General features: G+C 64.5%; 11 protein-coding genes. 4 read left to right on the top strand and 7 right to left on the bottom strand.

The features are described from left to right. Positions 1–79: 79 nt before the first annotated feature. From gnd to CHB96_RS15875, 4 genes are all read right to left on the bottom strand, one after another. Positions 80–1,531 (bottom strand): NADP-dependent phosphogluconate dehydrogenase, encoded by a 1,452-nt coding sequence (gene gnd, locus CHB96_RS15890; RefSeq protein WP_089247922.1) that lies wholly within the window; start codon positions 1,529–1,531, stop codon positions 80–82. 174 nt (positions 1,532–1,705) lie between these two features. Then, positions 1,706–3,310, bottom strand: a complete 1,605-nt coding sequence (locus CHB96_RS15885; protein WP_089247920.1) for a DEAD/DEAH box helicase — start codon at positions 3,308–3,310, stop codon at positions 1,706–1,708. A 262-nt stretch (positions 3,311–3,572) separates the two neighbouring features. Next, the gene (locus CHB96_RS15880; protein WP_089247918.1) at positions 3,573–4,535 is read right to left on the bottom strand and encodes a M56 family metallopeptidase; all 963 of its coding nucleotides are present in this window, start codon (positions 4,533–4,535) and stop codon (positions 3,573–3,575) included. Positions 4,536–4,559: 24 nt separating this feature from the next. Next, positions 4,560–4,976 carry a BlaI/MecI/CopY family transcriptional regulator gene (locus CHB96_RS15875; protein WP_089247916.1) on the bottom strand — a complete coding sequence of 139 codons (417 nt, stop codon included), beginning with the start codon at positions 4,974–4,976 and terminating at the stop codon, positions 4,560–4,562. A gap of 177 nt (positions 4,977–5,153) precedes the next feature. Here CHB96_RS15875 and CHB96_RS15870 point away from each other — a divergent pair, with 177 nt between their 5' ends. Both CHB96_RS15870 and CHB96_RS15865 read left to right on the top strand, forming a co-directional pair. Continuing rightward, positions 5,154–6,455 carry an alpha/beta hydrolase gene (locus CHB96_RS15870; protein ID WP_089247914.1) on the top strand — a complete coding sequence of 434 codons (1,302 nt, stop codon included), beginning with the start codon at positions 5,154–5,156 and terminating at the stop codon, positions 6,453–6,455. Between the two features lie 71 nt (positions 6,456–6,526). Further along, on the top strand, positions 6,527–9,064 hold the full coding sequence (locus CHB96_RS15865; RefSeq protein WP_371829027.1) for a bifunctional lysylphosphatidylglycerol flippase/synthetase MprF: 2,538 nt from the start codon (positions 6,527–6,529) through the stop codon (positions 9,062–9,064). On the opposite strand, the gene CHB96_RS15860 is transcribed toward CHB96_RS15865, so the two are convergent. The 3 genes from CHB96_RS15860 to CHB96_RS15850 form a co-directional block, all read right to left on the bottom strand. Further along, the gene (locus tag CHB96_RS15860) at positions 9,061–9,918 is read right to left on the bottom strand and encodes an ABC transporter ATP-binding protein (protein ID WP_089247910.1); all 858 of its coding nucleotides are present in this window, start codon (positions 9,916–9,918) and stop codon (positions 9,061–9,063) included. The two genes, CHB96_RS15865 and CHB96_RS15860, sit on opposite strands and share 4 nt — an antisense overlap. Further along, the gene (locus CHB96_RS15855) at positions 9,915–10,910 is read right to left on the bottom strand and encodes a FecCD family ABC transporter permease (protein ID WP_371829026.1); all 996 of its coding nucleotides are present in this window, start codon (positions 10,908–10,910) and stop codon (positions 9,915–9,917) included. Before CHB96_RS15855 ends, CHB96_RS15860 begins: the two co-directional genes overlap by 4 nt. Before the next feature lie 107 nt (positions 10,911–11,017). Further along, the gene (locus tag CHB96_RS15850) at positions 11,018–12,493 is read right to left on the bottom strand and encodes an iron chelate uptake ABC transporter family permease subunit (RefSeq protein ID WP_089247908.1); all 1,476 of its coding nucleotides are present in this window, start codon (positions 12,491–12,493) and stop codon (positions 11,018–11,020) included. Positions 12,494–12,739: 246 nt separating this feature from the next. Here CHB96_RS15850 and CHB96_RS15845 point away from each other — a divergent pair, with 246 nt between their 5' ends. Further along, positions 12,740–13,462, top strand: a complete 723-nt coding sequence (locus CHB96_RS15845; RefSeq protein WP_245865786.1) for a hypothetical protein — start codon at positions 12,740–12,742, stop codon at positions 13,460–13,462. 236 nt (positions 13,463–13,698) lie between these two features. Beyond that, positions 13,699–14,160 carry a PaaI family thioesterase gene (locus CHB96_RS15840; protein WP_089247904.1) on the top strand — a complete coding sequence of 154 codons (462 nt, stop codon included), beginning with the start codon at positions 13,699–13,701 and terminating at the stop codon, positions 14,158–14,160. Position 14,161 lies beyond the last annotated feature (1 nt).

Below are 14,161 nucleotides of genomic sequence, written 5' to 3'. Positions count from 1 at the left end.
CGACGAGAGCGCGAGCCGCCGACCACGAACAGCTGCTGGCTGACGTGGTCGACGGCTCGCGGTCGTCGAGCTGGTTCGATCAGGCCTGAACCTCGGACCGGTCACCGCTCCAGAGCGTGTGGAACTTGCCCTCGGAGTCGGTGCGCTCATAGGTGTGCGCGCCGAAGAAGTCACGCTGCCCCTGAGTCAGTGCGGCCGGCAGACGCTCCGCGCGGAGCGCGTCGTAGTAGGCGAGCGACGACGCGAATGCCGGAACCGGAATCCCGAGGGACGCTGCCGTGATGACGACACGACGCCAGCTGTCGATCGCGTTCTCGATCGCTTCGCGGAAGTACGGCGCCAGGATCAGGCTGGGAAGCTCGGCGTTGTCGTCGTACGCGTCCTTGATGCGATCGAGGAACCGGGCGCGGATGATGCAACCGCCGCGCCAGATGGTCGCGAGATCACCGGGGTGCAGGTTCCAGTCGTATTCGCTACTGCCAGCGGCGATCTGGTCGAATCCCTGCGCGTAGGCAACGATCTTCGACGCGTACAGAGCACGGCTGATGTCATGCGTGAACTGCTCGGCGTCAGCCGGCTTGTCGGCGAGTGAACCGGATGCCAGGCCGACGGCCGCTGCACGTTGTGCACGCGATCCGGACAGCGCTCGTGCGAACACGGCCTCGGCGATACCCGTCACCGGGACACCGAGATCGAGCGCGGCCTTGACGGTCCAGCGGCCGGTGCCCTTCTGCTCTGCTGCATCGACGATGACGTCGACCAGCGGCTGGCCGGTCTTCGCGTCGACCTGCTTCAGAACCTCGGCGGTGATTTCGACGAGGTAGCTTTCGAGATCTCCGTTGTTCCACTCGGTGAACACGTCTGCGATCTGCGCAGGGGAGTAGTCGAGCGCGTCGCGGAACAGGTTGTACGCCTCGCCGATGAGCTGCATGTCGGCGTATTCGATGCCGTTGTGCACCATCTTGACGAAGTGTCCGGAACCGTCGGGTCCGATGTGGGTGCAGCACGGAGTGCCGTCGACCTGCGCCGAGATCGACTCGAGCAGCGGGCCGAGAGCCTTGTACGACTCGGCGGGGCCACCGGGCATGATCGAGGGCCCGTTGAGGGCGCCTTCTTCACCGCCGGAGATGCCGGCGCCCACGAAGTGGAGGCCGCGTTCCTTGAGTGACGCCTCACGACGGATGGTGTCGGTGTAGAGCGCGTTGCCACCATCGATGATGATGTCGCCCTCTTCCATCGCTCCGGCAAGTTCTTCGATCACTGCATCGGTAGGGTCCCCGGCTTTGACCATGATGAGGACCCGGCGAGGCTTCTGCAGCGCTGAGATGAATTCTTCGATCGTCTCGGTGCGAACGAAATTTCCTTCGCTAGCGTGCTCGGCGAGCAGCGCATCGGTCTTGGCGATGCTGCGATTGTGCAACGCGACGGTGTGTCCGTGGCGTGCGAAGTTCCGGGCGATGTTCGAGCCCATCACGGCGAGTCCGGTGACACCGATCTGGGCGAGTTCTGACGAGTCCCTTGCTGAGGTCATAGGTATAGCTTTCCTTGCCGGGCGCGCAAACGAAAGCTGGGGGTGGCCGAGTCCGTTTCGAGGGCGCAATCCCCACATCCGACCTTGTCCGACCGACCCTCGAACGCAACGATGGGTGCCACTTTCCGAAGAAGTGACACCCATCGTGCAGTCGGTTTGTGACCCGATCAGGAACTAGCGAGCGCGAGCGGGCCCGTCGAAGCCGTCGTACGTCCGACGCTCGGTGCGGCTACGGAAGCCCCCCGACTTCGACTCGTCCTGGTTGTAGCTCGGACGGGTGCGAGGACGGTCGCCCTGGTAGCCGCCGGTGCGGGGCCGGTCGCCCTGGTAGCCGCCCGTGCGGGGCCGGTCGCCCTGGTAGCCGCCCGTGCGGGGCCGGTCGCCCTGGTAGCCGCCGGTACGGGGCCGGTCGCCCTGGTAGCCGCCGGTACGAGGCCGGTCGCCCTGGTAGCCGCCGGTACGAGGGCGGTCGCCCTGGTAGCCGCCGGTACGGGGACGGCTGTCGCGACGATCGCGGGGCGGGCTGCTGACTGCGCGCAACGGCTCACCGGACGGCTTCTGCGCACCGGTGATGCTGCTCAGCTCTGCCGATCCGGGTGCGACGTTGACCGACGTGGCCTTGACGCCTGCCATGCCGGTGAGACGCTGGATCTGACGACGCTGGTTCGGCAGGACGATCGCGACGACCGTTCCCTTCTCACCGGCTCGTGCCGTTCGACCTGCGCGGTGCAGGTAATCCTTGTGGTCTGCGGGCGGGTCGACGTGAACCACGAGATCGATTCCGTCGACGTGGATTCCACGCGCAGCCACGTCGGTGGCGACGAGGACCGGAGTGCGGCCGTTCTTGAAGCGCTCGAGTACGCGAGTGCGCTGGCTCTGCGCCTTACCGCCGTGAAGGGACTCCGCTTCGATTCCCACGGCACGCAGGCGATCGGTGATTCCGTCGCAACCGAGCTTGGTGCGGGCGAACATGATGGTGCGGCCTTCGCGCGCGCCGATCTCGGACAGAACGAGGTCCTTCTGGCCGCGGTCGACCATCAGCATGTAGTGATCCATGGTCCGCACGCTGGCCTTGCCGTCCTGCGTCGAGTGCTCGACGTGGTCGGGGAGGAACTGACGAACGAGGGACTGAACTTCACGGTCCAGCGTGGCGGAGAACAGCATCCGCTGGCCGTCGGACGGCGTATCGGCCAAGACTGCACGAACCTCGGGCAGGAAGCCCATGTCGGCCATCTGGTCGGCCTCGTCGAGCGCCGTGATCTCGATCGAATCGAGGACGCAGGTGCCCTGGCGAAGGTGATCGGCGAGCCTGCCCGGTGTTGCGACGAAGACGTCGACACCGCGGCGCAGCTGCTCGACCTGCTTGTTGAACGGTGTGCCGCCGACTGCCGCACGGACGTTCAGTCCGACCGCACCGGCGTACGGAGTCAGTGAGTCGACCACCTGGAACGCGAGCTCACGCGTAGGAACGAGCACGAGTGCGCGCGGACGCTTGGCAGCCGGCCTGTCGGTGTGCTGCGCGAGGCGAGCCAGAATCGGCAAGCCGAAAGCGAGGGTCTTGCCGGAACCGGTCTGAGCGCGCCCCAGAACGTTCTTGCCTGCAATGGCGTCGGGAAGAGCCATCGCCTGGATGGGCGAGGGAGTGCTGATGGAGTTGCGCGCGAGCGCAGCGACAACGGGCTCGGGGAGACCGAGCTCGGCGAACGTGATGGGAGCGGGTGCGCTGGAGGCGTCCGCGGCGGGTGTAGCAGATGAACTAGACGAAACAGCGTGGGTCACGCAGTTGAACCTCTCCGGATTACGGGCACGCCACGAAGCCACAGCCATGGAGAACGCCCACGAGAGGGCACAAACACAGCCAGAACACGATGAGACGAGCCAGGGCACTGTCACCTGGCCATCGATGAGCGAACGAGAGTCGCGCAGAATGGGGCTGCTTGTGCCTTTTACGAATTGCTTGACCGCGATGGCGGCCTTGGTCGAGTGTACGCGAACCTCGTACGATTCTTCGACTCGACCAGCTGTGAGCTGGCCGACTCGTCTATCGGTGGCCGATCAGCCGGCTCAGCTCCTCCAGCCACGGCATTGCAACGAAAATAGTCGGCACGACGAGGATCACCGCGGCCGCCGTGTATGCGGAGACACTGAGCGAGACATCACTTCGGGGGCCGGCTAGTCGTTGGACCCGAATCAACGTGCTCGGTCCGCCGGCGGCCAGCGCGCCTCGCGGTGCAGTCGAGCCGGCACACGTGACGAGCGCTCGTGCGAGAGGCGTCGGGCCGGTCACCTTGACTGCCGAGTCGTCGGCCAGAAGCTCGACCAACAGCTGCACGCTTCCGAGCGCCGACTTGCTACGCACGATTCGGGGGAACGCTTCGTTGACGGCCGTGAACGCTTCCAGCACCAGGTCGTGCCTCGACCTCAGATGCGAGCGCTCATGCGTCAGAATGGCTTTCACTTCGGAGCGGCTGAGGTGCGTCAGCACTCCTTCGCTCAGCACGACGCGTTGCCGCAGCCCGGGAAGGCAGTACGCAATGGGTTCGACCGCGTCGAGGACACGGACGTCGGCATCCCTGACGCCGGGGAACGGGCGCCCGTCGTCGCTACTACGGTCGAGCAGGTCCACCAGAACGCGATGCCTCGCACGGCGACGACGCGTACGCACTGCGACCTGTACGACGGAGAAGATCAGCTTCGCACCGATGCCCAGGGTGATTGCGAGCACGAAGACGTACAGGATCCACAGCGGCAAACCAAGCGCGTCGATCTCGTCGGTCGGTGCCGTCGTCGGTCTGCCGTCGGGACCTGGCACGAGGAGAAGGCCGCCGATGGCGAGTCCCGACGAGAATGCGGAGAAGACGGCGGCGATGGCGATGGCTTGCCACAGAACCAGCGCTGCACGAGGTGCCCGATACGGCCACGTAGCCCGGCTGAGAACAGCAGGAACCGGCCCCGCAAGCAGCAGGGCGAGCAGCGCAAAGACCAGAGCAGTGGTGGAGTTCATTTCCTCACTAACCGAGGGCCGGGGTCAAGCGGATGGGCGTCCGTCTTCGCGTGCGTCCGGACGTCCACTCGATTGTGCCACCTCGAGCGCCGCGAGAGCCTCTCGGAGGGCCGCAGCCTCGTCGGCGCCGACCTGTCCGACGAAATGAACGAGTGCTGCTGCGCGCCCTCCGGATTCGGGGGCTTGCGCCAACGCGTCGACCATCAGAGAGGCCACCAGCTCGTCTCGGCCGTGAAGCGGGGCGTAGCGGTGTGCGCGGTCGTCTCGCTGTTGCACGACCAGTTGCTTCTTCGCGAGGCGCTGCAACACCGTCATGACGGTCGTGTAGGCCAACTCACGGTGTGCGGCGAGCGCTTCGTGCACCTGCCGAACGGTCTGGGGCTCCGACGAGTCCCACAAGTGATCCATCACTGCGCGTTCGAGTTCCCCTAGACCTGCCATTCGTCCGAGTTTACGGGTAGTCCGACACAAATGCGTACTACTGCTGGTAGTAACGGCGCGTATCCCATGTGTGATGCGTCATAACCCGCTGTGAATTGGTTCGTGGCGTTGCGCGTTCCGAGGCTCCCGATGTGCCTATCCTGCAGTGACCGCTCGACGACGTGATGGAGGCACGGTGTGAACTGGTTCGTCTCTCTGTCGCTCGTCAGCGACACCACGACCGTGGTCCTGTCGGTACTCGGCGCGCTCGGGGGGCTGTGGTTGGTGGCGTCGAAACGGCGGTGGTACGTGCTTCGTGCACTCCCGATCGCGGTGACGGCTGCCTTCGTGATCGGTGTCGTGCTGTATTTCGTCGTCGAGAAACTTTGGCGTCCGTTCCCGGATCCGATCGAAACCGAGATCTACGTCTGGATCGGTATAGGTATCGCCGCGTTGTTCCTCGTCGTGCCACGAACGATCGCCGCACGAGGAGTGCTCGCGAAGATCCTGTCCGTCGTCGCCGCGCTCGTCGTGGTGCTGGTCGCGTCCGCGCATGTCAATCTCGTCTTCTCCGCGTATCCGACGCTCGGCACGCTGTTCGGTGCAGAGGGTGAGGACCGAATCTCGTCCGGCGAGATTCCTGGAACGCAGGCACAGGTCGTGACCGGCGATCCTCTCTCCGACTCGTGGACGGCGCCGGAGTCGATGCCGTCGACCGGCAAGGTCGCGTCGGTGACCATCCCGCCGACCGCGTCGTCGTTCTCGGCGCGCCCGGCCGAGGTGTACCTGCCACCGTCCTACTTCGCGAACCCACGTCCGCTGCTTCCCGTACTCGTTCTGATGGCCGGCCAGCCGGGCGAACCGGACGACTGGCTGAAGGGCGGAAAGCTGACCGAGACGATGGACGCATTCGCCCGCGATCATTCCGGTCTCGCGCCGGTCGTCGTCGTCGCGGACGCGACCGGATCCACTCTCGCCAACCCACTCTGCGTGGACTCGTCGCTCGGCAACGTCGCCACATTCCTTTCCCAGGACGTGCCGAACTGGATCAAGCAGAACCTTCAGGTCGACACCGATCCGCGCAGCTGGATCATCGGCGGGCTGTCGTACGGCGGAACGTGCTCCATCCAGATGGCAACCAACCATCCCGACGTCTATCCGACGTTCCTCGACCTGTCCGGCCAGCTGGAACCGACTCTGGGGGACCGAACACGGACGGTCGACGAGGCATTCGGCGGAAACGACTCCGCATTCGTCGCGGTCAATCCGCTCGACCTGTTGAAGTCCAGACAATATCCGGACTCCGGTGGCGCATTCGTCGTCGGTGCGGACGACAACGATTACAAGCCCGGACAGCAGACGATGTATCAAGCAGCGAAAGCCGCTGGAATGGACGTGCGGTACGACGAAGTGCCGGGGGGTCACAGTTTCGCCGTGTGGTCGCAGGGACTCGAACTCGAACTGCCGTGGCTCATGCAGAGAGTGGGGTTGATCTCGTGAACAAGGCGGTCGAGGACACCGGCGCTGATGTGGCGTCGGTCCCGAGCTGGTCACGGCAGCGGCTGGATCGGCTGAGGGCAGGCTGGAGTCGAACAGCTCGCCAACTGTCGCGGCTCCGCGCATTGATCGTCTACGGCGCCAAAGGCGCCCCGGTCAGTTTCGGGCTTCTGGCGGTGATCCTCGCGCTCGGAATCGCCGGGCTGGCGGTCGGCGGGAACAGCTTTCACCGACAGTTCGCGACCGGCATCATGGCGTTCGAGGAGTTTCGCGTCTGGACCGTCCTGACTGCGGGGTTGTTCGCGCCCGGAGTCCTCGGTTACGTCGTCGTGGTGATCGCGGTCGTCGTGGCCGCGGCGCCGATCGAGCGCCGGATCGGATCTGCCAAGTTCGCGCTTGCGGCTGTGGTGACGCAGGTTCTCGGAACGCTGGTCGGATTGGGAATCGCGGCGCTGGCCAAGACCTTCGACGCGGATTGGGGATTCCGGCTGCATGTCGGCACCGCGATCGGCCCGACGACGTGGATAGTGGGCGTCGTCATGGTGGCCAGCGCACGCATGGACACATTGTGGCGCCGCCGCATCAGAGTCGGCCTGCTCGCGTTGCTCATCACGTCGGCACTGTTCAGTGGGCACCTCCAGGATGTGATCCGATTGGCCGCGGCAGTGGTCGGTTTGATTCTCGGACCGGTGTTCGTCGGGAAGTCCGCCCGAGGTCACAGGCTCGCCGGTACTCAACGCGAGGGCCGGGTTCTGGTGGCGCTCGTCGTGGCCGCCAGCGCATTGGGCCCCGTCCTCGCAGCGCTCAGTCCCGACGCGGTCGGTCCGTTCGCGGTTCTTCGAGACGTCGTCCGTGGCGTGCCCTACACGGCGGCCGAAGTGCGCGAGATCTGCGCCGACTCGGCGTCGGACCCGGAATGCCGCACCGGCCTGCTGGAGCTGAGGTTGGGTGGCGTCGGACCGACGATCCTGTCACTGATGCCATCCATCTTCCTGCTGTTTCTGGCAGACGGCCTGCGTCGTGGACGTAGGTTCGCGTGGGGAGCAACGGTGATCGCGCAACTCGTGCTGCTCGTCGTATCGGTTGCCAACTATGCAATTCGGTACATCGAATCCGGCGACGACGAATCCGTGTTCTACGGACTCGAATCGCCGACCGTGTACCGAACCGTCATCCCGTTCCTCCTGCCGCTCGCAGTACTCGGGATCCTTTTCGTGACTCGAAGATTCTTCGACGTATCCGCACCGAGGGGGACATACCGCCGGTGGACGCTGTCCGTGATCGGCAGCGGCGTGGTTCTGGCGATTCTGTACGTCCTCGGTGGACTCGCCGCCCGTGGTGGTTTCGACAACGAACCCACCGCGATACGGCTGCTGGCGGACTTTCCCCAGCGGCTGATTCCACCCGTGTACTTGCAGTGGCTGGAACCACGGTTCTTGCCGGAGAACGTCCCGACTACATTGTTGTTCGAGTGGACCGGCGTCCTGTTCTGGGTGGCAGTGTGTGCTCTCGTCTTCGGGACGTTCCTGACCCCTGCGTTCGGAGCGGAAACCGATTCGGCGGAACGAGCACGTGCGACGCTCGTCGCCAGTTCCGGGAGCGCGCTGTCCTGGATGACGACGTGGCGGGGAAACACCTACTGGTTCTCGCCGGATGGGCAGAGCTACGTGGCGTACCGCGTCATCTCGGGCGTTGCGCTGACGACAGGTGACCCGGTGGGCCCGCGAGAACGGTTGAGGGAGAACGTCGTCGGGTTCGCGGAATTCGCGTCGAAGAACGGATGGATTCCGTGCTTCTACTCCGTGACCCCGGCAGTACGCGAGATCACCGACAGCATCGGTTGGGGCGGAATCCAGGTCGGTGAGGAGACGATTCTGGACCTGGACGAATTGGCGTTCACCGGCAAACGTTTCCAGGATGTACGTACAGCCCTGAACCGTGCCACCAAAGCCGGCGTCAGAGCCGAGTGGATCCGGTTCCCCGACGCCCCGCTCGCGATCACCGACCAGATAACGGCGATCTCCGAGGAGTGGGTCGCGGACAAGGGCATGCCGGAAATGGGCTTCACACTCGGAGGACTGGAGGAGGTCGACGACGAACAGGTTCGGTGCCTCATAGCGGTCGACGACAGTCGCACGGTGCACGGCGTCACATCGTGGATGCCTGTATACGAGAACGGCGAGATCGTCGGCTGGACACTCGATTTCATGCGCAGACGGTCGGAAGGGTTCCGGCCGACGATGGAGTTCCTGATCGCGTCCGCTGCCATCATGCTGAAGGAAGAGGGCGTGCGCTTCCTCAGCCTGTCCGGTGCGCCCTTGGCGAAAGTCGACGACGGTAGCCCGAAGGAAGGAACGCCGGAAGAACTGACGTTCTCGCGCCTTCTCGATCGCCTGCTCGACGTGCTGGGCAAGACGCTGGAGCCGGTCTACGGATTCCGTTCGTTGTTGGCGTTCAAGTCGAAGTTCCAACCACGGTACGAATCGATGCACATGACGTACGCCGACCCGGCCGCGCTACCGAGTATCGGCAACGCAGTCGGCCGGGCGTACTTGCCGGATGTGTCTCTCGGACAAGGATTTCGACTCGTCCGCACGATGATCGAACGCTAGTCGAGCGACTTCGACGTCGTTGCAGGTTTGGTCGGTCCGCCCACGGCCCCGTACACGTGGCGTGTTCCGATGGGAACGATAAGCGGCCTGTCGGACACCGGGTCCTCGATGACAGTCGCTTCGAGCCCGAAGACGTCGAGCAGGAGTTCCTCGGAGATCACGTCCTGGGGAGGGCCGGATACCACGATCTTGCCCTTGGACATCACGATGAGCTGATCGCTGTACCGCACTGCGAGATTCAGATCGTGCAACACCATCACCACCGTGCGGCCCATGTCCTCGTGCATGCGGTCGACGAGATCGAGCACCTCGACCGAGTGAGCCAGATCGAGATACGTGGTGGGCTCGTCGAGCAGGAGGATGTCGGTGCCCTGCGCCAACGCCATGGAAATCCAGGCGCGTTGGCGTTGCCCGCCCGACAGCTCGTCGACCGGGCGGTCGGCAAGGTCGCCGACGCCGGTCAGCTCCAATGCGTTGGCCACCTCGGACTCGTCGTCGGAGCTCCACTGCCTGATCCAGGATTGGTGGGGATGACGCCCGCGAGAGACGAGGTCCCCGACAGTGAGGCCCTCGGGGGCAGTCGGCGCCTGGGGGAGCATGCCGAGCACACGCGCGACGTCCTTGGTGCGCATCGACGAGATCGCTTTACCGTCGAGGACCACTCGGCCCGACTTGGGCTTGAGCAGTCGGCCGAGCGACCGCAGCAGTGTGGATTTTCCGCAGCCGTTCGGTCCGATCACGGTGGTGATGACTCCGGTGTGCACCTGAAGATCCAGATTCTCGACGATGATGCGATCGCCGTATCCGAGGGTCAGGTCCTCCGCCGTGAGGCGCAACGGATCGATGGTTGTCATGCGGAGACCTTTCGATTACTGCGGACCAGAAGGTAGAGGAGGAACGGGCCGCCCAGGGCAGACGTCACGATGCCTACCGGGAGTTCGACAGGAAGAATCGTTCGCGCAATGAGGTCGCTGCCGACGACCAGGAGCCCACCGAGAATCGCCGACGCGATGATCGGCGGTCCCGGGGTCCGTAGCAGGCGTAGCGCGATCTGTGGCGCGGCGAGGGCGACGAATCCGATGGGTCCGGCCGCAGCCGTCGCGATTGCAGCGAGCGCGACGGATGCGAGCAGTAATGACGCTTGGCCCGACTGCAATCTCACTCCGAGCGATCGAGCATTGTCGTCGCCGAGACGGAGGGCGCCCAGTGTGAAGGTGGAGACGATCGTGATGGTTCCGACGACGACGACGGCGATGGCCACAGGCCAGACCTTGCTCCAGTCGGCACCGTTCAGAGAACCGTTGAGCCACAACTGCGCTCGCGACACGTCGTTGATGTCTGCGCTGATCAGCAACCATCCGATTGCCGCGACGAGCATGGCGTTGATGGCGATGCCCACGAGGATGAGCCTGAATCCCTCGACACCGCGCTTCCACGCCAGGGTGTAGATCAGCACGGCGGTGACGACGCCACCCACCAACGCGGCCAGGGGCAATCCCAGCGTTGCGAGCAGCCCCACGAAAGATCCACCGCCGCCGAGAACGATGAGTGCGACGGCGGCCGCACTGGCCCCGGACGTGATACCGAGAATATCGGGACTGGCGAGCGAGTTTCGTGAAATGGACTGTGTCACTGCGCCGGACATGCCGAGTGCCATGCCGACCAGAAGGCCGGTGAGAGAACGGGGGAGACGTAGGTCCATGACGATGAACCGATCGATCCGCGATCCACCGCCGAACAGTACGTCGATGACCTGTGCGATCGACAATGGAAAGTCGCCGCGTCCGATGTTCACACAGACGACGAGAAACAGCGCGCCGATCAGGACGAGGTTGACGATCACCATGAACGGCCGTCGCACCAAGGACACGGGTCCGGCGCGGAACGCCGGCCGGGACGGCACTGTCGACGCGGCAGTCCCCACGGCAGGCTCGGGTGTTTCGAGATGTGCGGTCACAGGCTTGCCAACTTCCGACGTCGGACGAGTGCGATGAAGAACGGCGCGCCGAACAGTGCGAGCACGATACCGACCTGCAACTCACCCGGTCTGACGACGACACGTCCGATGACGTCGGCGATCATCAACATCACGCCGCCCATCAAGCCCGCGTACGGGACGAGCCAGCGATAGTCGGGGCCGGTGACGACGCGCGCGACGTGTGGAACGACGAGGCCGATGAAGGCGATCGGGCCACAGGCTGCTGTCGCGGCACCGGTGAGAAGCGTGATCGCAATGATGCCGATCGTCCTGGTCAAGGCGATGTTGGTGCCCAGCGACCGGGCGACGTCCTCGCCGAGGCTCATGACGTTGAGCCCTGGTGTGCTTGCCAGCGCGATGAGGACGCCGACCACGAGGAAGGGCAGAACCGTCCAGAAGATGTCGAGTCCTCTACCTGCAACCGATCCGACGGACCAGAACCTGTAGCCGTCGAGGCTGGTCTGGTCCAACAACACGATCGCGTTGGTCATCGCAGCGAGGAAGAATGCGACGCCGGCGCCCGCGAGCGCGAGGTTCAACGGGCTCGCTTTCCCATTTCCTATCGACGACAGCCCGAACACCACGACACTGGCGACCGCGGATCCTGCGAACGCGAACCACAGATACTGGCTGGGGGAGTTGAAGCGGAACAGGTAGATCGCGAGAACGACGAAGAACGCGGCACCCGCATTGAGGCCCAGAAGTCCCGCGTCGGCGAGAGGGTTTCGTGTGTGTCCCTGGATCAACGCACCTGCGATTCCGAGAGCGATACCGACGACGAGCGCCAGAATCGTGCGAGGAATTCTCAGCGTGCGGACGATGATGTCGGTGTCCGTCCCGGTCGACGAGATCAATGCGTGGCCGATCTCGTCGAAGGTCAGTGGTCGCGCACCGATGGCGATGCTGGCGAGAACCGCTGCGGCAAGCGCAATGACGAGGACGACGAGTCCCAGAATGCGACGCTTGCGGATGCCTGCGACGGTGTTGTCACGCGGAATGGGTTCGAACAGCTCGTCGAGAGCAGTCTTCTCGCGCACCACTTCGGTTCTGCCGCGGCCGACTCCGGCTGCGCGGAGCAGTGATCGCTTCGGACCGATCGGGTCACCGGTCTTCGCGTCGCGGACTACGAGATTCGTCCACCGCATTCCTGTGCTCTGCCCTTCGCGACCTTCGCGAAACCCTTGATTCCACACCAGGAGTCCGAGCGCGACGGCCACGGCGATCGCGCCGAACACGAACCTGTCGGCTTCACCGCCGCCATTGTCGTCCCTGAGCGAGTCCACGATGGACCAGCCGATTCCCAACGGCAGCAGGACGATCGCGAGATCGACGACCGTCGCGGCGAATCGGGGAGTCCACGGCGCAGGACCCCGGGGAATGTCCTCCGTGGCGAAGTCTTCGTCGGGCGTCGGGTGAGGCGATCCCGGGCCGAGCAGGGGGGCCGTAGTCACTGTCGTTCCTGATTCCTCACTGTGTCCGATGGTGCAGTAGTTAGGTTACGGAACCCTCTGCTGCAGTTCGCTTCCAGGTAAGGCTAGCCAATACATGTAGGTGACGCAGAGAACATGAGTCGGCCAACCGCGAGTGGAGCGCGATGGTTAGGCTAACCTATGCAGAGCGGCCCCGCGGTCGCGTCGGACGACAGAGGGAGATATTCGGTGTCAGTTGCAACTACGACGTCCGCAGCATGGGCCGAGGTGCTTCGGTCGCCGACCCATATCGACGAAGGCAGCCCTCTTGCGCGTTCGTGTGTCAAGTTGCGGGCCCTGAATCCCGATTACCCGCGCATGTACGCGGTCGCAGCGATGGCACACGAAGCGAAGCGACGGTGGTGGCAGCTCGGCGTCGGACTGGAGGACGGTCGAACCGACCAGATGCTCGCGCGATCGATGGAAGATCTGAGATCGCCCGACGCTGCGGCCACCCAGGTCGCGACCGCCTTGATCCATGCCATCGTGGGTCGGGTAGCTGCACTCGTCGTACTCGAGGGTCGCGCGTGGGACCCCGGCATCGACAATCTGTGGATCCATATGGACAGCGACGGCGGGATCGACTGGGCGGGGTTGTCCTCGCCGGTTCTGCGCATACTTCCCGGTGACAAGCTCGAAGGAAAGCAGGGGACGGTGACGCTGCCGTGCGAGGAAGCGCTGCTGGTATGGACTGCTCATCGGTGCATCACGTCTCTCCACGCGGTTCGACGTGCCGTCGGGGATCGTGCTCCACTCGACGTCCGCACATTCTGGAGCCTCGTCGGCGATGCGATCCTGGGCGCGTCGACGTACGTTCCGGTCCTGGCGGGAGCTCACATGGCGGACGGCGCTCGCCGCGGACAGGCGATGCTCGACGCATTCGTCGCGGCAGGCGCTCCGGTGCGGTCACGACCGTCGATGCCCACGCGAGTGCGTACGCGGGCGTCGTGAAGATCTACCGAGTTACGGAAAGTCCTTGCAATTCAGGTAAGGCTTGCCTACTCTGAAGAAAGACGAACGGACCGCGCCGGAGTCCTGAGGGCTGCAGTGACTCCCGGTCCTTGCCACGGCGGGCCTCACATCTTCCGGGATGTGAGGCCCGCCGATTTTTTCGTCTGCGCGCTCGTGTAGTTCTGGTGAATCAGCGTTCTACGTCGACGGGGCGTGAACCAGCGCGAGGAGATCCGATGAGCGAGACAGGGCAGACACCGGACTTGACGAAGATTGCCGACGGCGACGCCGCTGCGATCACGGAGATGTGTTCCCGCGGTTTCGACGGCGCCATCGGCCTCGAGTACACCGAAGTCACTGCGGACCGTGTCCGAGCTCGGTGGGATGTCGAACCTCGACTGCATCAGCCGGCAGGCATCATGCACGGTGGCGTGCTGTGTTCGGTTGTCGAATCACTGGCCAGCATCGGAGCAAGCGTGTGGCTGGGGGACAGAGGCCACGTCGTCGGGGTCAACAACAACACCGACTTCCTGCGCGCATCGCGGTCGGGCACCTTGACGGCGGAAGCGGTTCCCGTGCACCGCGGTCGCACGCAACAGTTGTGGCAGGTCGACATCGTCGACGAGGCAGGAAAACTCGTGGCTCAGGGGAAGGTCCGCTTGGCGAACATCGTGAACACGGAGGTTCTGGGACACTAGG

The sequence above is a fragment of the Rhodococcoides kyotonense genome (assembly GCF_900188125.1).
In the GTDB taxonomy this organism is placed as follows: Bacteria; Actinomycetota; Actinomycetes; order Mycobacteriales; family Mycobacteriaceae; genus Rhodococcoides; species Rhodococcoides kyotonense.
This window is presented reverse-complemented; position numbering and strand designations above follow the sequence as displayed.